This is a genomic window from Acidobacteriota bacterium (assembly GCA_016208495.1).
GTDB lineage: Bacteria > Acidobacteriota > Blastocatellia > Chloracidobacteriales > Chloracidobacteriaceae > JACQXX01.
The window spans coordinates 18005-38957 of sequence record JACQXX010000079.1 but is presented as its reverse complement, the minus strand read 5'-3'; the positions used below and the strand labels follow the sequence as shown (position 1 = coordinate 38957).

Genomic DNA, 20953 nt, shown 5'->3' with positions numbered 1-20953 from the left:
GGGGGCATCTTGTCAACACAACAAAATCATCATCGCGTCATTATTGTTGGATCGGGTCCGGCTGGGTGGACAGCCGCTATCTATGTGGCACGGGCAAACCTGACACCGCTGGTGTTTGAAGGTGAGGCCGTCGAAGGTGGTGAAGTCCCAGGCGGACAGCTTATGATTACCACCGATGTCGATAATTTCCCAGGATTTCCGAATGGAATTTTGGGACCGGAATTGATGCACAACATGAAGACCCAGGCGCTTCGGTTCCATACCCAGGTCATTTCCCGGCGGGTCACGGCGGTTGACTTTTCGGTTCGCCCATTTGTGGTGGATGTCGGGGAAGATCGCTACACCTGCGACGCACTGATTATCTCGACCGGCGCCCGGGCCAAACTGCTGAATCTCCCTTGCGAAACGCTCTTGATGGGCTATGGCGTCTCAGCCTGTGCGACCTGCGATGGATTCTTTTTCCGTGGCAAAGAAGTCGCCGTGGTTGGCGGTGGTGATACCGCGATTGAAGAAGCCATCTTTTTGACCAAGTTCTGCCCCAAAGTCACCATTATTCATCGTCGGAAGTCGCTCCGGGCATCAAAAATTATGCAGGACCGGGCCTTTGCCAATCCGAAAATCGAATACAAGTGGGATTCGGTTGTGGATGGAGTGCTTGGCACCCGTGAAACTGGTGTCAGTGGGCTGCGGCTCCGCAATGTCAAAACCGATGAATTGGAAGAATTTCCCTGTGAAGGGCTGTTTGTCGCCATCGGTCACCAGCCCAATACCACATTGTTTACCGGACAGCTTGATCTTGACCCGCAGGGCTACATTTTGACCAAACCTGGTTCGACCTATACCAGTGTTGAAGGGGTGTTTGCCGCTGGCGATGTCCAGGATTTCACCTTCCGGCAGGCCGTGACCGCAGCCGGATCCGGGTGTATGGCGGCCATCGAAGCCGAACGCTGGCTTGAAGAACAGGCCCATAAAGCCAGTTCGCACACCGCTTGATTTCAGGTACGATGAGGGTGGGTTTTGGCTCAAATTCCCGCCCTCACCCGCAAATTCCACCCACCTGACAATCTTTTTTCCGCCGATTCTTTTCCCTGACCAACGATTTTCTCGCCTTGAATTCCGTTCGACTGCTTGACAGTCCTGCCGGAAAGCTCTATCTTGCGCATTTCGCCCAAAAAATCCCTAACCCAGCATAATCTTCAATAAGTAAAGGTTGAGGTAGTAGTCATGTTTGAAGCCTTATCCGACAAACTGAAGCGCGCGCTCAAGAACCTTCGCGGCCAGGGTCGGTTGACCGAGGAACATATTGATCTGGCCATGAAGGAGATCCGGACGGCATTGCTCGAAGCCGACGTCAACTTCAAGGTTGTGAAGCAGTTTGTCGAAGCGGTGAAGCAAAAAGCGGTTGGACAGGATGTCCTGCAAGCCCTCTCTCCACACCAGCAAGTCGTCAAGATTGTATTTGATGAACTCAGGGACATGCTTGGCGGCGAGTCCTCCGATCTGGAGTTCAATTCAAACGTCAAACCCAATGTTGTGATGATCGTTGGGTTGCAAGGATCTGGAAAAACCACCTCAACCGGAAAAATCGCCCGCTATCTCAAGACGCAAATGAAGCGTCAGCCCATGCTGGTTTCCGTTGACGTTTACCGTCCCGCCGCTCGTGCCCAGCTTTCCATCATTGCCAACGCCATCAACATCCCGGTGTATGAAGATGCCACCACCAACGACCCGCTTGAATTGTGTCGGGGTGCCATCAAAATGGCCAAACAGCGCGGGTTTGACACGGTGCTGGTGGATACTGCCGGTCGGTTGCACATTGACGATGAGTTGATGAAAGAGTTGTCGAACATCAAGGCCGAACTGCAGCCAAGCGAAACGCTGTTTGTGGCGGACGCGATGATCGGCCAGGATGCCGTCAAGAGCGCCTCTGAGTTTCACGACAAGGTTGGGATTACCGGCGTGGTGCTCACCAAGATGGACGGTGATGCCCGTGGCGGCGCGGCGCTGTCAGTCAAACATGTGACGGGGCAGCCAATCAAATTTGTCGGTGTCGGCGAAAAGTACGAAGCGCTCGAAGCCTTCCACCCGGACCGGGTCGCCCAGCGCATCCTCGGCATGGGTGACGTGCTTTCGCTCATCGAAAAAGTCCAATCCGAAGTGGATGAGGACGAAGCCATCCGCCTGCAGCAGCGCATGATGGAAAACAAGTTCACGCTTGAAGACTATCGCGCTCAACTGCGGCAGGTGAAGAAGTTAGGGTCTATTGACAAATTAATGTCAATGCTCCCCGATGCTCTGCTCCGCAGCTTTGGAATGGCCCGTTTGACGCCAGAGCAAAGCTCCCTGGTCGGACAGAAACTCAAATACACCGAAGCCATCATTGATTCAATGACCCGCAAAGAGCGCGATGACCATGTGCTCTTGACCAGCAGCCTTTCCCGTCGTCGCCGGATTGCCAAAGGCAGCGGCACCTCACTGCGCAAAGTTGATGAACTCCTGCAGGAATACATGATGATGCGCCGCATGATGCGTGACGTCGCCACCAGCGGCTTGTTTGGTGGGGTCGGCGGCATGGGCGGCATGGGCGGTATGATGCCGCAGATGCCAATGCCACCAATGGGCGGTATGGGCGGCATGGGCGGTGGAATGATGGGCGGTGGTAAACGCAAAAAGCAAAAACAGCACGGCGGCAAGAAAAAACGTCGTTAGTAACCTGGAGGTAACTCGTGTTAGCGATTCGAATGACCCGAATGGGAGCCAAAAAACGTCCATTTTACCGCATCGTGGTAACAGAAAAACTGTCAAAGCGGGACGGGCGGTTTATTGAAATCCTTGGATTTTACAACCCAATTGCACAGCCTTCGCAGGAAGCCATTCGGTTGAATGCCGACCGGATTGCCTACTGGCAAGAACGCGGTGCCCAGCCAACTGAAACCGTTCGCGAACTGTTTAACAAACACCTGAAACCAGCCGCCTGAAGCCAGCGGGCTGAAAAAACCAGGGCTGAGGGCTTGGGGCGAAGGGCTGAAGAAATTAGTTTTATTTCATCCCTCATCCCTCATCCCTCATCCCTTCGATTGCTCCGAGCTTGCGGGACTTCAGCCCCAAGCCCCAAGCCCTGGTTTTCAGCCCTGAGCCCTGGTTTGTTCAGCACTAAGCACCAAGTACCATGAATCGAAAACGCCCCTCTCGATCTCGATCACATTCAGAAACCGACCTTCATGAGCTGGTTGAGCATTTAGCGAAATCACTGGTTGATCTTCCGGAAGAGGTTCGGGTCGAAGAACAATCATCAGCCGGCACCTCGGTTCTGGAGCTGCATATCGCGTCATCTGACATCGGTAAAATCATAGGCAAACATGGAAAGACTGCGCGAGCCCTGCGGACAGTACTCAATGCCGCGGCTGAGAAACAGTCAATTCGATGCGCGCTGGAAATTGCCGAAGAGGGACCATCCCGCCATGAACCATCCACCAACTGACCGGGCCACACTGGCTGTGGTGCTGCGGGCACGGGGGTTACGCGGGGAAGTGATTACTCATCTGCTGACCGATTTTCCCGAGCACTTTGACGAGCTGGAAGACGTCTGGTTGCAGTACCCTTCAGGTGAGGTCAAGCCTGTCAAACTCGAAGAATCCTGGTTTCAAAACGGCACGTTGATTCTCAAATTTGAAGGAATTAACACCCGAACCCAGGCGGAAGCACTTGCCAAATGCAAAGTGCAAATCCCTTCGGATGAACGAGTTGAGCTTGAGGACGACGAGTTTTTCGTTGATTCGTTGATTGGCTGTCAGGTCGAACTGGCCGACGGTCAGCGGATTGGCCAGGTGGTGGATGTTTTGGCGGTGGGCGGTGGTGATACGCTGGTGGTTCGTTCCCCAGGAGCTGACGCCTCAGATGAGGAACGCGAGCATCTGATTCCTTTTGTCGAAAGCATTTGCTCACACGTTGACGTCGAGGCGCGACGAATTGTGGTCACGCCACCTGAGGGGTTGCTTGAACTCTAAAGAAGCACACAGCATGCGGTTTGATATCCTGACGATTTTTCCAAAGTTCTTTGAAGGGTTTCTCACGCATGGCATCGTGCGACGGGCGCACGAGGCACATCGGATTCAGGTGGGAGTTCACGATTTACGTGACTACACATTTGACCGTCACCACGTGGTTGATGATCGTCCTTTTGGGGGAAGCGATGGCATGGTGCTCAAACCGGAACCAATTTTTCGGGCGGTTGAGGCACTTACTCACCCAGAGTGGTCGTTGCCGTCTGACACCAACCCCAACCGTGATCAGTCTGAGGTGTCAATCATTTTACTGACACCACAGGGGCGCTTGTTTACCCAGGCGGAAGCCATTCGGCTGAGCCAAAAATCACAGATTGTTTTGATTTGCGGTCGCTATGAAGGCGTTGACGAACGGGTTGCACGCCACGTTGCCACTGAAGAGATCTCCATTGGCGACTATGTGCTTTCCGGGGGAGAAGTGGCCGCAATGGTGGTGGTGGACGCCGTGACCCGGCTTCTACCCGAAACGTTGGGGAGTTCAACCTCAGCCGTCAACGAGTCATTTAGCGCCGGACGACTCGATTATCCGGTTTACACCCGGCCTGCCAGTTATCGCGGCTATGATGTCCCAAAAGAACTTTTGACCGGACACCATGGCGAAATTGATAAGTGGCGTCGCCGCAAAGCTCTTGAAAAAACGCTGGCCTACCGACCTGATTTGCTCAGTCAGCGTGATTGCCTTGATGAAGTAGACCAAAAAATACTGCAGGATTTGTTAGCCCGCAAAAGTAACCACACTACTGAATAAATAATTTTTCCGGATGAGATGACGCCGGATTTGAGACAGCACTACTAGGGAGGTACCGCCATCATGATGAACCAGTTGGTTGATAGCATTGAGAAAGCGCAGATGCGTCAGCATCCGGAATTTATTGCCGGTGACACGATTCGCGTTCACGTTCGCATTAAGGAAGGTGACAAAGAGCGAATTCAGCTTTACGAAGGGGTTGTCATTGCCCGCAAGCATAGTGGAGTTCGTGAAACTGTTACGGTGCGTAAAATCAGCTTCGGCATCGGGGTCGAACGCATTTTCCCGCTCCATGCGACCGTGATTGAAAAGATCGAAGTCACCAAGCGTGGTCGCGTGCGTCGCGCCAAACTCTATTACCTGCGTGCTTTGCGCGGAAAGGCAGCGCGTATCCGGGAACGCGATACACGAGTTACCGCTCATGCCAAAGCTGCCGGTCAGGCCAGCAAGCGCTAGGCCAAACCGGAAACCCGGAGTGGTTTCACGCCGGAATTCTGGACGGTCAATGTCAGTATGGACAAAAAAGGCTCCGAAAACTCATTTGGTTTTTGGAGTCTTTTTTCTTTGCCGGTCGCAAATTGCCTGGCCTCTGACCTTGAATTTCGGTGACCTGGCTGCTTTCCACACCATAGTCTGTAAAAAATCAGCCAGTTTTCTTGTCTCTTTCTGCAATTCGTTGATAGAATTCCATTTACAATTCAAGTCCAATCCACCAACAAGTGCCCCAACCCCAGAGAGTGAACCTCATCACTTCAATTTGCCCTGCAGGAGACTTTGTCTATATGTTGGCATTCTGGTTTGCACACACCACTGAACTGGCTCATTCAACCGCGTCCATTAATTACTTGCCGATTCTGATCTTGCTGGGAATTGCCGTGTTGATTCCAGTTGGGGCTTTAACGGCTGGGCGGTTTCTGCGGCGAACCAATGAAACCCCTGAAAAAATGATGGCTTACGAGTGTGGTTCTGATCCAGTGGAAGACGCCCGTGGGCGGTTTTCAGTCCGGTATTACATGGTGGCAATGCTCTTTCTGGTGTTTGACGTTGAAATTTTGTTTCTGTTTCCCTGGGCAATCATCTATGACCAGCTTGCGTGGTTTGGGCTGATTGAGATGTTTGTCTTTCTTGGAATTTTGGTGGTTGGGTACTACTATGCCTGGCGAAAGGGTGCTTTGCAGTGGGGGTAGTTTCTGTTTCAGAGATTTCAAAAGGACAAAAGGGACGAAAAGGACATAAAAAATGACAGGGTTTTTGGTTTGAAAACCCTGAACCCTGAACCCTGAACCCTGAACCCCAAACCCTAGTTTTCACAATCAGAAAGGCGAATTCTGTCTTATGCCAGTTGAAAAAGAAGCCTCACCAGGAGTTGTCGTTTCCTCAATTGATTTTGTTTTTAACTGGGCGCGCAAATCAGCACTCTGGCCAATGACGTTTGGTCTGGCCTGTTGTGCGATTGAAATGATGGCAACTGGGGCCTCGCGCTTTGACCTGGATCGGTTTGGGGCTGGTGTGTTTCGACCCAGCCCGCGTCAGTCAGATTTGATGATTGTGGCCGGAACCGTCACTTTGAAGATGGCTCCGGTGGTTCGGCGCATTTATGAACAAATGCCGGAACCCAAATGGGTGATTTCGATGGGTTCTTGTTCGAATGTCGGTGGGCCGTTTAACACCTATTCGACGCTGCAAGGCGTTGACCGAATTGTCCCGGTGGATGTGTATGTACCTGGGTGTCCGCCCCGCCCCGAGGCACTGATGTATGGGTTAATGCGCTTGCAGGATAAAATTATGCGTGAGCATCCAACCCGCTTTATGTTTGGTCGTGGAGATCATTTTCTGGAAATACCAGACGGCGATGAAGCCGCAGTCTCAATGGTTCAGTCACCTGATTCCCCGAATGAGACGGCAGCTCCACGTTGATCTGATTGATGGTTGACTGTACCGGGAAGGAGGGAACTCATTGATTTGTTCGCTCTCTCGGTGCTGACTTTTTCTATGTGGAATGGAAGTATGACGGATTCCTCTTCTGTGGAACTGGGCACCTTTCGGGGCATTCATGTCCGGGTAAGCCGTGCCTGGGCTTTCATCTTTCTGGTTGTGACCCTCTTGCTGGCAGAGCGGGCGGCCTCTGAATTTCCCACCTGGACACCTGGGAAACGCTATAGCTGGGGATTGTGCGCCAGTTTGCTGTTTTTTTTCTCAGTCTTAATCCATGAATTGAGTCGTGGGTTGGTGGCCCAGGCCAATGGAATCCAGGTTCACTCTGTAACACTTCAACCCTTTGGCGGTTTGGCCCGGTTTGCCCGCGAAGCCCTGAAACCAATCGAGGAATTTTGGATTGCCCTGACTGGCCCACTGGTCAGTCTGGCCACCGGGGCGCTTTTGCTCATCCTGGCTTTACTTACTGAGACCCAGTTGAAATCATTTAGCTTCATGCTGCGTGAAATCGGTGCCATCAATATTTTACTGGGTGTGTTTAACTTGCTGCCTGGGTTTCCACTTGACGGTGGACGAGTCTTGCGCTCAGCCATCTGGTGGTTTACTGGCGATTTTCGCAAGGCTACCTATGTTGCGACACGCTTTGGCCAGGGGGTCGCCGGACTGTTTTTGTTCGTTGGAATTTTTTTACTTTTGGAGAAACGTGGTTTGGGGCTGTTGTGGGTTTTATTTGGACTCTATTTGTTTGGGGCGGCCTGGAATGGCTATCGGCAGGCTGAACTCCGGGAACGTTTGCGCGCAATTCACATTCAGGATGTTGGTTGGGAAGAACTCCCGTTTGTGCCAGCCGACCAGACGGCGACGGAATTTCTGGATATTCACGATTTTGGGGCACGCAACCGGTTATTTCTGGTTTTAAACGGAGAAGTGATTGCTGGAATCATCACCATGGAACTGCTCCGTTTATTGCGCTCCACACTTGAAGAAAAAGATTTGCAGACCGTCCGGTTGCGTGACTATATGCTGCCGATTGAACGCTTTGAGCGCATTTCGCCTGAAACCGATGTGGTGGTGGCCCTCGAACAAATGGAATTTGCCAACGTTCCGTGCCTGCCAGTGGTCAAGGACAATGAATTACAAGGGTTTGTCAGTCGGGAAGCAATTCTGGAAGTTATCCGCCAGCAATTTGAGGATGAGCTTTGAGATGAGCGAAACCGTGAGTAGCGAGTAATCAGAAAGAGCGAGATAGTGAGTAGCGAGTAGCGAGTAGTCAGAAAGAGCAAGGTCGTGAGGTCGTGAGTCGTCAACCAAAATTTGTTTTAGGACCAGTTGAAACAACCAGTTTAATCTCAACTGGTCTGACCACTCGCTACTCGCTATCTCGCTCCTTCACTCAAAAAGGCAACTGTTGAAAAATCCAGGACATCGCAGGGGATATCACATTCCTTTCCAGTTCAAGCATTTCTCATTTTGATTTTATTCGACCTATTTATTGGAGATTCTCAATATGCGCTTTCATAAACAACATCTGTCGGTATTGCTTTTTGGACTCATTGCGCTGGTCTTGTTGGCGGGAACTCAAACCCTGGCCGCCAGTTTTGGGCGCTATAACGTCTATTGTGCCAATGGGAAACTCGAAGTTGATAGCCGGACGCTGGATCAAATGAAGGCGGCTCGCGGCAACAATGTGTGCACCCTGGCTGAATTCAGTAATCTGGCCGATGCTGAAAGTTATGCCAGTGAACGTGGTGGAAAAGGCAGTCCTTGCCGGTGCAAGTAACCTCCATTGTGTTGAATCGAAAAAGAAACTGGCGGCACTATGTGCCGCCAGTTGTGTTTTGGAGAAAATTTTGGAGTGCGCCGACTTGTCGGCGCTTTCAATGTTGATGGTTCGTCGCGATTCACTTTCCAATTTTTTCCCGCAACGTCTCAACCTGCTGCCTGACTTCAATCCGATTCGGATCAAGCGTCAATGCCCGTGAAAAAGCAGCCAGGGCTTTCGGGTGCTCACCTGTTTGAAGGTACACTTTCCCCAACGCAACCCAGGGTTCAATTTCATTTGGTGACAGTTCAGTTGATCGTTGCAAATAGGGTACGGCGTCTTCTGGCTGTCCACGCTGGGCATATGCCTGCCCCAATGCCAGTTGAGTTTTGGCATCCCGTGGGTTGGCCGTGAGGCGGTGTCGAAGAACCTGAATCTGCCCGACTTGATTTTTTTGATTGGCCAGTGCCATCCCCCACTCATTCCCTGCCGCTTCAAAATGCTGATGAGCCAGTTCATATTGTTCCTGCCGAAAGTATTCTTCAGCCAGTTTGTGATGGGCGATTTTGTTGCTCGGATCAACCAGGGTCGCATGTTGAAATAGAGTCAGACTGCTTTTCCAGGTTTGGGTTTGTTTCCAGGCAAGACCTGACAGCACAAGCAGGACCACACAGACCCCGGTTCCAACAACAAGTCGAAGCCCCGGCCTTTGTTTGGTCAGGTCTGCCAGTCCCAAACTGAGCGCCAGGAAGATCCCAATCAGTGAAAAGTAGCTGTAATGATCAGCCCGAGGGGTGGCAATTGCGACAATGCCGCTGACTGGAAACAGAACCAGGAGATACCACCACCAGCCGACAAACAGGTATGGCGCCCGGCGGATCATCCAGAGTGAACCCGCCGAAAAGCCGAGAAGAACCACTCCGGCCACCAGAATGTGCCACCAGGCAATCGGGTCATCGCATTCATAGAAAAATGACAATCCATTCGGCCAGACAGTTCGCTTGAGGAAGATGGCGGTGGTGACCAGTGCATCCGCAAATTGATGTGAGACGGGTATTTCAACCGGTTCGATATAGGTGGTTGTGGGAGTTCGGGGAATACCAAATTTGGCGGCCATCAGTCCCTGATGCGTTCCAACATAGGTCACCAGCATGATCGTCAGCGAAATCACAATCAGTGGAAGCTTCTCCCAAAAAAGCCTCCAGGTCTGTACCCAAAAGGATTTCCATTGACCGGTTTGAGGCAGATCAATTCGCTTCAATGGCCAGAAATCAAGCAGTAAGAGAAGGAAAGGCAGTGCGACCATACTCGGTTTGGAGAGCGCACTCAGCACAGTCAGCCCAATGACTGTCAGATAGCGGGCCCAGGAATTTGTCTGTGCGCCATAGCGAAGATAGGCCCCAATCGCCAGCAGTTCAAACAGAGTACAGAGCAGATCTTTGCGTTCTGAAAGCCAGAGAACCGATTCAACGTGAATTGGATGAATGGCAAACACCGCAGCCGTTGCCACCGCAGACCACTGGCGGCGAGTCATCTGGTTGACGATTCCAAACAAAAGCAAAGTATTCAGAGCATGCAATGTAATATTGGTGACGTGATGCCACCCCGGATGCACCCCAAACAACTGGCAATCCAGCATATGGGAAAGCCAGGTCAACGGATGCCAGTACCCGGACGAATAGAGCGTCGTAAACGCCCAGATGACTCCCTTGAGGGTGAGTCCAGCGATAACATGTTCATTTTCATAAACATATTCGTTGTCATCCCAACGAACGAACCCAAACTGCCACGCCTGTCCATAAACCACAACAATCAGAAGGACCAGCCCCACACCAACCCAGACCTGAAGTTTCCAGTTTGTGTTGATTGGTGTCGCTGATCCAGTTTCGTTGACCACGGAATTGATTGACATAGAGTCGGGTAGATAAACCTGAGATGGGTAGCTGGTATTACTTTCTTCATTCTTCATTCCCCAAATTTCGCCCAAAATACCGATCCTGTCCTCGGTTTTGGTCACACAGGTGGTTGATTGAGCCAGAGCCAAAGGACATAAAGGACATAAAAGACAGGGTGGGAGTCAGTTTCGTCACCGCAAAGGCTCAATTTAGGTGAACTTCGATTCCACTCACTGACCGGGAGCTTCCCGCCTGCAAGAGGTGCCCCGAACAGATCGGTGGTGGTCTTTTGGCAAGGCAAGGTTATTTTGGCGAAATTCAGGTCATTCTTCATTCTTCATTCTTCATTCTCAATTCTTCATTCCTCAGCTCAAGGCCAGTGTTTTCAGGGCTGAAATAAACTGTTCGATATCGGCCACCGTTGTAAATGCTCCGGGGCTGACCCGGATCGTGCCCGTTGGCGACGTGCCCAGCCGTTTATGAGTCAATGGGGCACAGTGCAGCCCTGATCGAACCGCAATGTCAAACGATTCATCCAGCACAATCCCAACTTCTTGTGGTTCAAAGACTTCCATCGTGAATGAAATCACACCCACCGCGTAGTCGAGATCTGGCGGCCCAAAAATTGAAACATCCGGAAGCTGGCATAACTCATCGGCCAGAAGTTCAAGCAACTGAAGTTCGTGCTCGCGAATACGGTCAATGCCACGTTCGGCGATATATTCGAGGGCGACACCAAGCGCCGCCAGTCCCACTGTGTTTGGGGTTCCGGCTTCAAGAAAGAATGGATATTCGGGTGGTTGGAGTTCGAGCAACGAATTACCTCCCGTTCCGCCTTCACGCCACGGTTCCAGCACCGCTCGTTCTCCAACATAGAGAAATCCGGTTCCGGGCGGGCCCATCAAGCCTTTATGGCCTGGCCCGGCCAGAAGGTCAATGTTGGCTGTCTGGACGTTGATATCAATCTTGCCCAGGGTTTGGGCCGCATCAACCAGAAATAACAGATTGTGGGCGCGGGCAATTTTGCCGACTTCTTCGATGGGCTGAATGGTGCCGATCACATTTGAAGCATGCGTCAGGATCAGCATCCGGGTTCGGGGGGTAATGGCTCGCCGAAAGGCATCTGGGTCAACCTGTCCGCGAACATCAAACGGGAGCGTCGTGACCTGAATTTGGCGCGTTTGCTTGAGCCGGGCCAGGGGACGCAACACGGAATTATGTTCCAACTCAGACGTGATGACGTGGTCACCTTCGCGGAGTGCTCCCTTGATCGCCATGTTGAGTGCATCCGTGGTGTTACACGCAAAAATAACCCGGTCCGGCGTTGCTGCCCCAATCAGTCGTGCCAGTTTGCCGCGCACATCAATCAGTACTCGTTCAGCCTCAACCGCAACCCGGTAGCTTCCACGCCCAGGGTTTCCACCGACCTCGCGTAAAAATCTTCCCAATGCGGTGTAGACAATCTCTGGCTTGGGGTAACTGGTGGCTGCATTATCCAGATAAATCATAGGAAAGAAGTCCGTACCACCTGCGTCAGCGGGTGGGGTTAGAGCAGAAATTGCCGGTCCTGAAAATGATGGTTTCGCCGTTTTTGTGAAACGACATTGGCGCCCTCGACTGAAAAGTACTGGTTATGGACCGAGTCAAAGTGAAACTTATCGTGTTTGCCAATAAAAATAATGCGTCCAACCACCAGCGCCATCAAATGATGAAAGTGGCGGCCTTCCCATCGCATGATCGGGTTGATAAAAATTTTTGCCACCACTCGTGCATCGTGCCGGCGTCGGTGTCGGGCTTTTTCCTGACTGGTCAGAATTTCGATATCAAACAACTCCGACGAATAAAATTGTTTGGTAATGTGCAGCGAAAATCGCCAGGGTTTGGTTCGGTCAATCTGAGGTTTAATCAGAAAACAGTCGCTATCTGACAAGCAAATCATCAACTTAGAGTGTTTCCGGTTCATCGTCCGTTTGATGTGCAACGTTGACATATGACTCATCAGGTCCTTGGCAACCAGTGTCCGGCCCATCTGTGACACGACTAAATCCAGATCTACTGAACCATCAGTCGAGGTGTAGTTGCCCCGGCGGGCAAACGGCCAGTCAATTTTGGCCAGCACGTGATCATTTTGTTTTAAGAGGAAATGCGGATGGGATTGCCCATACCGTTCGACCAGGATTTCACCAGTGACCCAATCATATTTTTCAGGGCGTTCGCCCATCATGCTGATTGCCAGACGACTTTGCTTATTGATCATTGGAAGCTTCCTCGGAAAAGGAGTTGAGAGTCCCGCTTTGAGGCGGTTTTTCTAATTGAGAGATGAGGCGGTCTGCGGTTATCGGTCAGGTAGTTTTCAGGCTGGGTGCGTGTGTGAATGATAGCGTGTATCTCCGCCAATCAAAACCAATTGCTGAGGCTGCAAGTATTGACTAGATGACGATATTTCACACCCCGACATATTTGGCGTAAAGGCTGCGTGCGGTTAAAAGATCATCCGTTCCTTTAATAATGGCACGGGCGTCAGAAAAAATCGTCAATTCATGCTCTCCGATGCGGCATTTCACCAAAAAAGGATTGGCTTTGACCTCTCCGACAGGCTGAAGCCGTGTTGCCAGTTCCTGCAAGTCCAGTTTTCCTTTGTTTTGAATGGCCGGAGTGATCTGAATTGCCCCACGTCCGCACAACATGGCTGTAAGCTGGCTGGCAGCGGCATCAAGATATTCATACTGGCCTTGAACACAGCACAGGCACTGGCCTGCCTCTCGCACTCCATCCAGTTTGGTTGACCGAACCGTGTTTTCCCACAGGTCAATTTGCCAAAGTGTGCCGCGCAATTTCTCAACCTGCCCGGTGAGGAGTTTTAATGCTTCTGTGATTTGGGCTGAAGCAATCATCGCAATCGCCGGCAAAATAATTCCAGCCGTGTCACAGGTCGGAGACGACCCCGGCGGCGGATTTTCCCCCAAAACACAGCGTAAACAGGGAGTTTGGCCCGGTCGAATGGTCATCGTTAACCCATAGGCCCCGACGGCTGCCCCGTAAATCCAGGGCCGGCCCTGTTTGACACAGGCGTCATTGAGCAAAAACCGGGTCTCAAAGTTGTCAGTTCCATCAATGACCAGATCCACACCGGTGATGAGTTCTTCGATATTGGCCGCGCGGGCATCGGTGACCACGGCTTCAACCTGAATCTCTGAGTTAATCCGATGAATATGGTTTTTCGCCGCAATCGCTTTTGGAAGCTGCTGTTCGGCATCCGCTTCATCAAACAACACCTGTCGCTGGAGGTTGGAAAACTCGATAAAGTCGCGATCAATGATGCGCAAAAAACCAACGCCGGCTCTGGCGAGCGATTCCACCTGCATACAGCCGAGCGCTCCGCAGCCCAAAATTGCCACCCGACTGTCAAGCAATCGTTGCTGGCCAGCTTTGCCAATGCCTGAAAACAAAATGTGTCGTGAATAGCGGTCGAAAGACATGATTTTAGGGGTCAGGGTTCAGGGTTGGGGGTTCAGGGTTCAGGGTTTGGGGTTCAGGGTTCGGGGTTCAGGGTTCGGGGTTTTCAGAAGGGATGAGGGATGAGGGATGAGGGATGAAAAAAATCACCCTCTCACCGTGTCATTCGGTCATCTGGTCTGGGTTCTGGGTTTTCGAATTTATGTCCTTTATGTCTCTTTCGTCCTTTTGGTCTTTCAGGCCGTAAACGACCTGCCTCAATTCAACCACCGCTCCGCGGCGAAAATCCTGAACCCGGAACCCGGAACCCGCTTCTTACAGTTCACTGACCTTCGAACGTGTCAACAGAAGTACTATTCCAACCACTGAGAGCAGCGCACCGTTGATGGTCAGGGTCAGTACCGGAGTCAGCAGTTGCGCGAGTCCTCCGGCGGTCAGTCCGCCAAGCGACATTCCAGCCTGGAAGTGCAGCATATAAATACTGATCGCACGTCCACGAACTTCATCCGGAAGCGCATTTTGAACCAGTGCCGACATCACCGCAAACACGGTAACCATTGACATTGAGCCAAAAAATAGAATGAAGTAGCTCAGTGACAAGGTTTGGGCCTGGGCAAACAGCACAATAAACAACCCGCAAAAGACCTGCCCAAGGAGCATGCGTTTGCCCCGATGAGGAAGCTGGCTCAGCAGTGCCACCACAAACGCTCCAGCCACGGCGCCGAGTCCCACACAAGACATCAGGTGCGAGTACACGGCTTCGTCTCCATGAAAAATAGTGCGGGTAAACACCGGCAGCAGCGTGCTCATTCCAATCCCCAGAAACGTGACCGAAAAGGCCAGCACACACAGTTGCCAGATGACCTTGGTATTGGCAACAAAGGAAAGCCCCTGCCGAAGCCCATCCAGAATTGAACCTTTGGCGTTTTGCGACCCAACCGCTCTGGGTTTGATGGTGTAAATCGAAAAAATCACGGCCAGAAATGAAACCCCGTTCAGCAGAAAACATGCGGCGCTTCCAAATTTGTAGAGCGCAATCCCCGCCAGTGCCGGGCCAATGACGCGGGCCATATTGAACTGGATGGCGTTAAATGCCACGGCGTTGGGGATGTCTTGCTTTGCCACCAGCGTTGGGAGGAGCGACATATAGGCTGGTCCGCCAAAGGACTGTGAGGTACCGGTCAGAAACGAGAGCACCAAAATATGCCAGACCTGAACATTCCCGGTAAAAACCAGGGCCGCCAGGACAAAAGCATAGGTCATTTGCGAATATTGCGAAAAGAGCAACAACTTGCGGCGGTCAACCCGGTCAGCCACTACACCGCCAATCAATGAAAACATCATGGACGGTGCCATGGCCAGAAATCCATCCAGTCCAAGCCAAAAGGCACTCCCGGTCATCGTAAAAACCAGCCAGCTTTGCGCCACGGTTTGCATCCAGGAACCTGTGCTGGAAGTCATGGCGCCAAGCCAGATATTGCGAAAGTCACGATAGGCAAGGGCTCGAATGGCTGGTGGAAGATTGGTAATCGCGGGGGCGGGGAACGAAGCAGTTGGTTGGGATTCAGCGGCGAGGGCAGGTGCAACCGACTCTGGAACTGTAGTAGCCGAAGCAGACGAACGTCCATTCATAAAATTCAGAAAATCAATGCTTTACAATTCTTGTTTATCCATTTGCATGCCAGGAAGTTGATAAATGACTTTCCAAGTCGAAGGTCAATCGGTACACTGGCGAGTTTCAATCCATCCGGTACGGATCAAAGGGTTCTTTCACTCATCAAACCCGAAAAAACCGAGGGTATCATTTTATGTCGTCTGCGCCTATTGCTCCTTCCAGTGTGTCTGGTAATCCGCTTGAGGTCGAAATTGCGGGGATTCGCTTGAAAAATCCGGTGCTTCCCGCCAGCGGAACCTTTGGCTATGGACTGGAGTTCCTTCCATTTTTTGACTTATCACGATTAGGCGGCTTTTGCACCAAGGGGCTTTCTCCAAAACCGCTCAAGGGAAATCCGCCCCCTCGGATTGCCGAAACCAGTGCCGGCATGCTCAATGCAATTGGCCTGCAAAATGTTGGGGTAAAAGTATTTATTGAAGAAAAACTCCCTCAGCTTCGAGCCCATGACACCCAGATTATTGCCAATGTGTTTGGATATTCGATTGATGATTATCTTGAAGTGGTCCAGATGCTCAACGATGCTGAAGGCGTGGCGGCGTATGAACTCAATATTTCCTGTCCCAACGTCAAACAGGGAGGCACTCAGTTTGGGAATGATCCAGTTTTGGCGGCTGAAGTCACGGCGGCGGTCAAGAAAGCCTCCACACGTCCAGTCATTGTCAAACTTTCACCCAATGCTGGTGATTTGATTGGTGTGGCCCGAGCCGTCGAAGATGCCGGTGCGGATGCGGTTTCACTGATCAACACTATCGTTGGAATGTCAATTGATGTTTACACCCATCGTCCACGGCTGGCATTTGCCACGGGCGGGCTCTCTGGACCTGCCATCAAGCCGATTGCCGTCCGGATGGTTTATGAAGTGTCAAAGGTCCTGCGCATTCCCCGGATTGGCATTGGTGGGATTGTCTCCGCCATGGATGCCATTGAATTTATTCTGGCTGGGGCGACTGCCGTGCAAATCGGAACCGCCAACTATGCTGACCCTTGTGCCGCACTCAGATTGGTCGATGTTTTTCGTGTATTTCGTGGTTTCCTGTTCTGAAATTGGATCTCTCCGGGTGACTTTCGATAAAAACGGGAAGTTGTATTTTTACAGTCCCTTAGTGCTTAGAAATCAATATTTTCGAAGAAGACCCAAGACCCAAGAACCAGTTTTTCATTCTCAATTCTCAATTCTTCATTCTTTATTTCCTGACCCTTGACCCCTGACCCCTAACTGTTATGAATGAAAAACTTATTGTTGCACTCGATGTGGCCACACGGGCTGAAGCCGTAACGCTGGTTGAAAAACTGGCGGGCGTGGTGAGCTTCTTCAAAGTTGGAAGCCAGTTGTTTACTTCGGAAGGACCTGGGCTGGTGCGAGACATCCTGAGCCAGAACGTCCGCATCTTCCTGGACCTCAAGTTCCATGATATTCCAAACACGGTAGCGGAAAGCGTGATTGCTGCCACACGACTGGGTGTGACAATGCTCAATGTCCACGCCAGCGGCGGGAGTGTCATGATGGCGGAAGCAAACCGCCGACTGACCGCCGCTGTCGAAGCCGAACAGCTCGCATTACCAATGGTTATTGCGGTGACCGTCCTGACCAGCAGTGACCAAAGCACGATGGATGAACTTGGGATTGCCCAAACTCCGGCAGGACAGGTCGTCCGGCTGGCCAAATTAACCCAGGAATCGGGGCTTCACGGGGTTGTGGCTTCGCCAAAGGAAATTACTTTGATTCGCGAGGCTATTCCAGACCCGACTTTTCACATCGTAACGCCAGGTGTTCGACCCGTTTGGGCCGCCGCCAATGACCAAAAACGAGTCATGACTCCCGGAGAAGCCATCCGTGCCGGAGCTTCTTATCTCGTTGTTGGCCGACCAATTACGGCCCATCCTGATCCGGCGGAGGCTGCCACCAGGGTGATTGAGGAAATGATATCAGTTTGTAGTCAGTAGTCAGTAGTTAGTAGTTCACTCACTCTATTTGATTGAATTACCTGGCTATTTTCTAATACAACTACTTCATTCCAAAATGGTATCAGTGTTTAGTGGACTACTGATACCATTTTGGAGTGGGACTCCCACATTAGAAAATAGTCACGCTATTCAACTAGATGAGCTTAGGGAGTCGGATGGAAATATCATACCACCAGGGTTCAGGGTTCAGGGTTCAGGGCCAGATACTCCACGTTGAGTGGTACCCGCCAGTTCCCCAGCCTTCATCTTGCGTGGAATAAGTCAACTCATCGCCGAAACCCTGAACCCTGAACCCTGAACCCGATTTCAGTGGGATTTTATTTTCTTCTGGGTCCCTTAACAAACTACTGACTACTGACTACTGACTACTGACTACTGACTTATTAACTACTGACTGGAATTACATCAATTGTAGGAAATTATTATGCGCAAAGTATTTATTCTGGTATTGCTGCTTGTGATATTTGGGTCCGGAACCGTCGTTCCGGCAGCAGCTCAGCGGCGTGGTTCGGCAGCCCAGCCGGCTCTGAATTCAACCACGGCTGAAGTCGGATCATTCCACCACCTCACGGTTGGTGAAAAATTGAGTTATACCGTCAAGCTCAACGACGTGAGCGCCGCACGCCTGATGCTCGAAGTGGCTGGCAAAGGGACATTCCATGATCAGGAAGGCTATCAGGTAACGACCAAAGTTGAGACAATTGGTCTGATCCGCAAGACCATGATCGAAGTCAACGACCTTTTTACTACCTACCTGGATCCAAAAACCCGGCTTCCATACCGGGCTGAACGTGATATTCAGGAAGGTCAGCGCACTGAAAACGGCGTGGTGGTGTTTGACCATTCGAAGCTGAAAGCTGAAATTGATGGTAAAACCACGGTGACACTGAAAAAACCCACGTTTGACCTTCCCGGTTTAATGTGGGCGATTCGCAACCTGAATTTTAAGGGCGGGAAGACCCAGAAACTCAATGGACTTGATACCCGCGCCGGGAAGCTGTTTCTGGTTGAGGTGGAGCAACTTGGAACTGAAAAACTCACTGTGGGTGGGGAAGAACTCGAAGCCGTCCATCTGGCCGTTCGTCCGCAGGACAAAGCCGGCAATCCATCCGACACCATGCAGATTCGGATGTGGATCAGCAACGATCACAAGCGATTGCCTCTATTGATGAAAGCGACTCCCCCATTTGGTGAAATCCGTGCCGAACTGGCCGCACTTCCAGGCGCCAGTACCAAACCTGTGAAGAAAAAAGCCGCCGAAACCAATTAGGGCTGAAGACAGTGGGCTTGGGGCTGAAGACGTCGGGCTGAAGAAGATGGGTTTATATTCCCCATAGTCTTCAGCCCGTTTAACTTTTTCTCACATTCTTCAACCCCGAGCCTGCGAGTCTTCAGCCCCAATCACGGTTCAAATCGGACACCGCAGTACCAGCAAAATTCAGGCATGCCGGTCGGTGTTTTATTGGCATCTTGACCAATTGATTGCGGACTGCCGCAGGCGGAACAGAACCCATCTTGAAGGCGAGGCACTTTTCCTTTCACTTCGGCCACGACCGGCGGGGCCGGTGTGGAGCCCATCTTCACTGTTTGATCTGGATTAAATCCCCCACCACTGGCCGGAGGGTGTTGAATTCCCTGAGGTGGTGTGTTGGTCAAAGACAATCCCGCGAATGTACTGTATCGCTGGGTTGAAGGCGGCGCCGAACGAGGTGTATCTGGTTCGGTGAGTGGTGAGGTGGATGGTGGTGTGGGTTCATTCAACGACAATCCCGCAAAGGTACTGTACCGCTGGGTTGAAGCAATATCTTCAACCTTGTTTTTGGCAGTTGGCGGCTGGGTAAATGATGCAGTCGGTGATGAAGTAGGGAGGGGCGTTGTTGATCGCTGGTCACCTAAGGACAACCCGGCAAACGTGCTGTACCGCTGAGTCGAATCAATTGGCGTCTCCTGGGGGGGCGCCGCCGGTTTGGATGCCGTTGGTGCCGATGAAACCACCGGGCTTCCCAGTGACAGCCCGCCAAAAGTGCTGTAATTGCTTTCCTGAATATTGGGTTTGTTCGCACTTGGCGGGGGTGGTGGTGCAAACAATGGATCTTCACTCGGGTTGTATCGCTGGGTGGCCCCATGTCCAAGTAATCCCATTGATGGAGACGGCGGTTCAGGTGCGGCTGGGGGGGGCGCAACTGGGGGCGGTGGAACCGGTCGAGTTGGTGATGGGGTTTCTCCCAGCAAAAAACTGGCTGCTTCCTCAGCGCTTACGCGTTGGGTTGAACCTTTTCCCATCAACCCGGAGCCAAAATCGGGGGCAAGGGACATTCCTTCACTTACCGAAGGTTGAACTGGCGGAGCTGGTGGCAATGGAACATCGAGGGAGAATCCGGCGGCTTCTTCCGATGAAACCCGTTGGGTTGCCCCCCGTCCCATCAATCCAGACCCGCCGAATAGATCAGCCGATGGTGGTGGTGGCGGGATAAACATCGCTGGCGCCGCTGGAGGAGGTTCAGGTGCTGGTAAATCAAGCGGGTCTTCAAATGGATTGTATCGTTGGGTCACGCCACCTCCCATAAGGCCATGTCCAGATGGAGCCGGTTTTTCAACTGCCATTGGTGGCGGTGGCGGTGGCGGAAGAGTTGCGGAAAGAACTGGCGGCGGTGGCGGTGGGAGCGGCGGAGCTGGACGGGCAGCAGGAGCTGGTGGTGCTGGTCTTGGCGGCGGTGGTGGTGGCGTAAAGGCTTGTGGCGCGGGTGGTGGCGGTGGTGGCGTAAAGGCTTGTGGCGCGGGCGGCGGAGGCATCAGAGCTTGCGGTGCTGGAGCCGGAGTTGATGGCGGTGCCGGCATTGGTGGCCGGGCGCCAGTTGCAACTGGGCTACTCGCCGGTGGCGCGGGCGCTGGACTGGCAGATGGCAACCTGACTGGGTTTGATTCATAGGAAGGAGCATTTGGAGCTGCCAACGACGAACTCAGCGTTTTTGGTGTTTGATAGTTATCTTCCTGTTGAGCCAATAAATCTGCCAGAGCCCAGAAACTGCCGCCTCCGAGAGCGACGCCTAACCCGATAAGCGCACCACCCAGGCTAGGGTTGATGAAGCACAGGGCTGCACCACCTAACCCACAAATGGCTGCAGCAATGGCTCCAATGCGAAGAAGTGATTTGTTGAGAAACATAGATGGTCTCCTGCCGCGTCTAAAAAATCAGATTCAGAGGTCGCAGACTGAGAAAGCTCGTCGGGTAATATTTTTGGAGTGCGGCTCACTTGACGCCGCTTTCATCGCAACGGCTTGACACTGCCTAAGCTGGTAAAGAAAAAAGAGATGGAGTGAAGTTGCTGAAGATCGAAAGCGGCGTCAAGTGAGCCGCACTCCAAGTATACCGCTGATTTTGGTCGCCACCAAATAATTTCTCGGTACCTTCTGATTCAGGGGCAGGCGGACAAAGTGACAGGGTGACAGGGT

The 20953-nt window shown here is 52.0% G+C and carries 20 protein-coding genes; 14 read left to right on the top strand and 6 right to left on the bottom strand.

Annotated elements, in window-relative coordinates; all coding sequences use genetic code 11:
* Nucleotides 1-9 precede the first annotated feature (9 nt).
* The 11 genes from trxB to HY774_15585 all read left to right on the top strand — a co-directional run bounded on the left by trxB (nt 10) and on the right by HY774_15585 (nt 8527).
* On the top strand, nt 10-993 hold the full coding sequence (trxB, locus tag HY774_15635; protein MBI4749917.1) for a thioredoxin-disulfide reductase: 984 nt from the start codon (nt 10-12) through the stop codon (nt 991-993).
* 231 nt (nt 994-1224) lie between these two features.
* Nucleotides 1225-2709, top strand: a complete 1485-nt coding sequence (gene ffh / locus HY774_15630; protein ID MBI4749916.1) for a signal recognition particle protein — start codon at nt 1225-1227, stop codon at nt 2707-2709.
* 17 nt (nt 2710-2726) lie between these two features.
* Entirely contained in the window at nt 2727-2978 is a 252-nt protein-coding gene (rpsP, locus tag HY774_15625) for a 30S ribosomal protein S16 (GenBank protein MBI4749915.1), read from the top strand.
* Nucleotides 2979-3169: 191 nt separating this feature from the next.
* The gene (locus tag HY774_15620) at nt 3170-3481 is read left to right on the top strand and encodes a KH domain-containing protein (protein ID MBI4749914.1); all 312 of its coding nucleotides are present in this window, start codon (nt 3170-3172) and stop codon (nt 3479-3481) included.
* Nucleotides 3462-4007 carry a 16S rRNA processing protein RimM gene (gene rimM / locus HY774_15615; protein MBI4749913.1) on the top strand — a complete coding sequence of 182 codons (546 nt, stop codon included), beginning with the start codon at nt 3462-3464 and terminating at the stop codon, nt 4005-4007. Before HY774_15620 ends, rimM begins: the two co-directional genes overlap by 20 nt.
* A gap of 13 nt (nt 4008-4020) precedes the next feature.
* Nucleotides 4021-4812, top strand: a complete 792-nt coding sequence (trmD, locus tag HY774_15610) for a tRNA (guanosine(37)-N1)-methyltransferase TrmD (GenBank protein MBI4749912.1) — start codon at nt 4021-4023, stop codon at nt 4810-4812.
* A gap of 66 nt (nt 4813-4878) precedes the next feature.
* Nucleotides 4879-5268: a 50S ribosomal protein L19 gene (rplS, locus tag HY774_15605; protein MBI4749911.1), complete on the top strand. Its 390-nt coding sequence runs from the start codon at nt 4879-4881 to the stop codon at nt 5266-5268.
* Between the two features lie 326 nt (nt 5269-5594).
* Nucleotides 5595-5999: an NADH-quinone oxidoreductase subunit A gene (gene ndhC, locus HY774_15600; protein MBI4749910.1), complete on the top strand. Its 405-nt coding sequence runs from the start codon at nt 5595-5597 to the stop codon at nt 5997-5999.
* Between the two features lie 148 nt (nt 6000-6147).
* Nucleotides 6148-6729, top strand: a complete 582-nt coding sequence (locus tag HY774_15595; protein ID MBI4749909.1) for an NADH-quinone oxidoreductase subunit B — start codon at nt 6148-6150, stop codon at nt 6727-6729.
* 90 nt (nt 6730-6819) lie between these two features.
* Nucleotides 6820-7950 (top strand): site-2 protease family protein, encoded by a 1131-nt coding sequence (locus tag HY774_15590; GenBank protein ID MBI4749908.1) that lies wholly within the window; start codon nt 6820-6822, stop codon nt 7948-7950.
* A gap of 304 nt (nt 7951-8254) precedes the next feature.
* Entirely contained in the window at nt 8255-8527 is a 273-nt protein-coding gene (locus HY774_15585; protein ID MBI4749907.1) for a hypothetical protein, read from the top strand.
* A 121-nt stretch (nt 8528-8648) separates the two neighbouring features.
* On the opposite strand, the gene HY774_15580 is transcribed toward HY774_15585, so the two are convergent.
* From HY774_15580 to HY774_15560, 5 genes are all read right to left on the bottom strand, one after another.
* Nucleotides 8649-10421 (bottom strand): tetratricopeptide repeat protein, encoded by a 1773-nt coding sequence (locus HY774_15580; protein ID MBI4749906.1) that lies wholly within the window; start codon nt 10419-10421, stop codon nt 8649-8651.
* Between the two features lie 348 nt (nt 10422-10769).
* A complete protein-coding gene (locus HY774_15575) occupies nt 10770-11912 on the bottom strand; it encodes an aminotransferase class V-fold PLP-dependent enzyme (protein MBI4749905.1) in 1143 nt (380 codons plus the stop codon).
* Between the two features lie 38 nt (nt 11913-11950).
* Nucleotides 11951-12661 (bottom strand): hypothetical protein, encoded by a 711-nt coding sequence (locus HY774_15570; protein MBI4749904.1) that lies wholly within the window; start codon nt 12659-12661, stop codon nt 11951-11953.
* 187 nt (nt 12662-12848) lie between these two features.
* Nucleotides 12849-13883: a ThiF family adenylyltransferase gene (locus HY774_15565; GenBank protein ID MBI4749903.1), complete on the bottom strand. Its 1035-nt coding sequence runs from the start codon at nt 13881-13883 to the stop codon at nt 12849-12851.
* Between the two features lie 292 nt (nt 13884-14175).
* Complete coding sequence (locus HY774_15560) at nt 14176-15492, bottom strand: MFS transporter (GenBank protein ID MBI4749902.1); 1317 nt, start codon at nt 15490-15492, stop codon at nt 14176-14178.
* Nucleotides 15493-15668: 176 nt separating this feature from the next.
* On the opposite strand from HY774_15560, the gene HY774_15555 reads away from it, so the two are divergent.
* The 3 genes from HY774_15555 (at nt 15669) to HY774_15545 (ending at nt 18770) form a co-directional block, all read left to right on the top strand.
* Nucleotides 15669-16577, top strand: coding sequence for a dihydroorotate dehydrogenase (locus HY774_15555; protein ID MBI4749901.1), 909 nt, complete (start codon nt 15669-15671; stop codon nt 16575-16577).
* 179 nt (nt 16578-16756) lie between these two features.
* A complete protein-coding gene (gene pyrF, locus HY774_15550; protein MBI4749900.1) occupies nt 16757-17479 on the top strand; it encodes an orotidine-5'-phosphate decarboxylase in 723 nt (240 codons plus the stop codon).
* A 445-nt stretch (nt 17480-17924) separates the two neighbouring features.
* Nucleotides 17925-18770, top strand: coding sequence for a DUF3108 domain-containing protein (locus HY774_15545; protein MBI4749899.1), 846 nt, complete (start codon nt 17925-17927; stop codon nt 18768-18770).
* Nucleotides 18771-18901: 131 nt separating this feature from the next.
* On the opposite strand, the gene HY774_15540 is transcribed toward HY774_15545, so the two are convergent.
* On the bottom strand, nt 18902-20665 hold the full coding sequence (locus HY774_15540) for a hypothetical protein (GenBank protein ID MBI4749898.1): 1764 nt from the start codon (nt 20663-20665) through the stop codon (nt 18902-18904).
* Nucleotides 20666-20953: the final 288 nt, after the last annotated feature.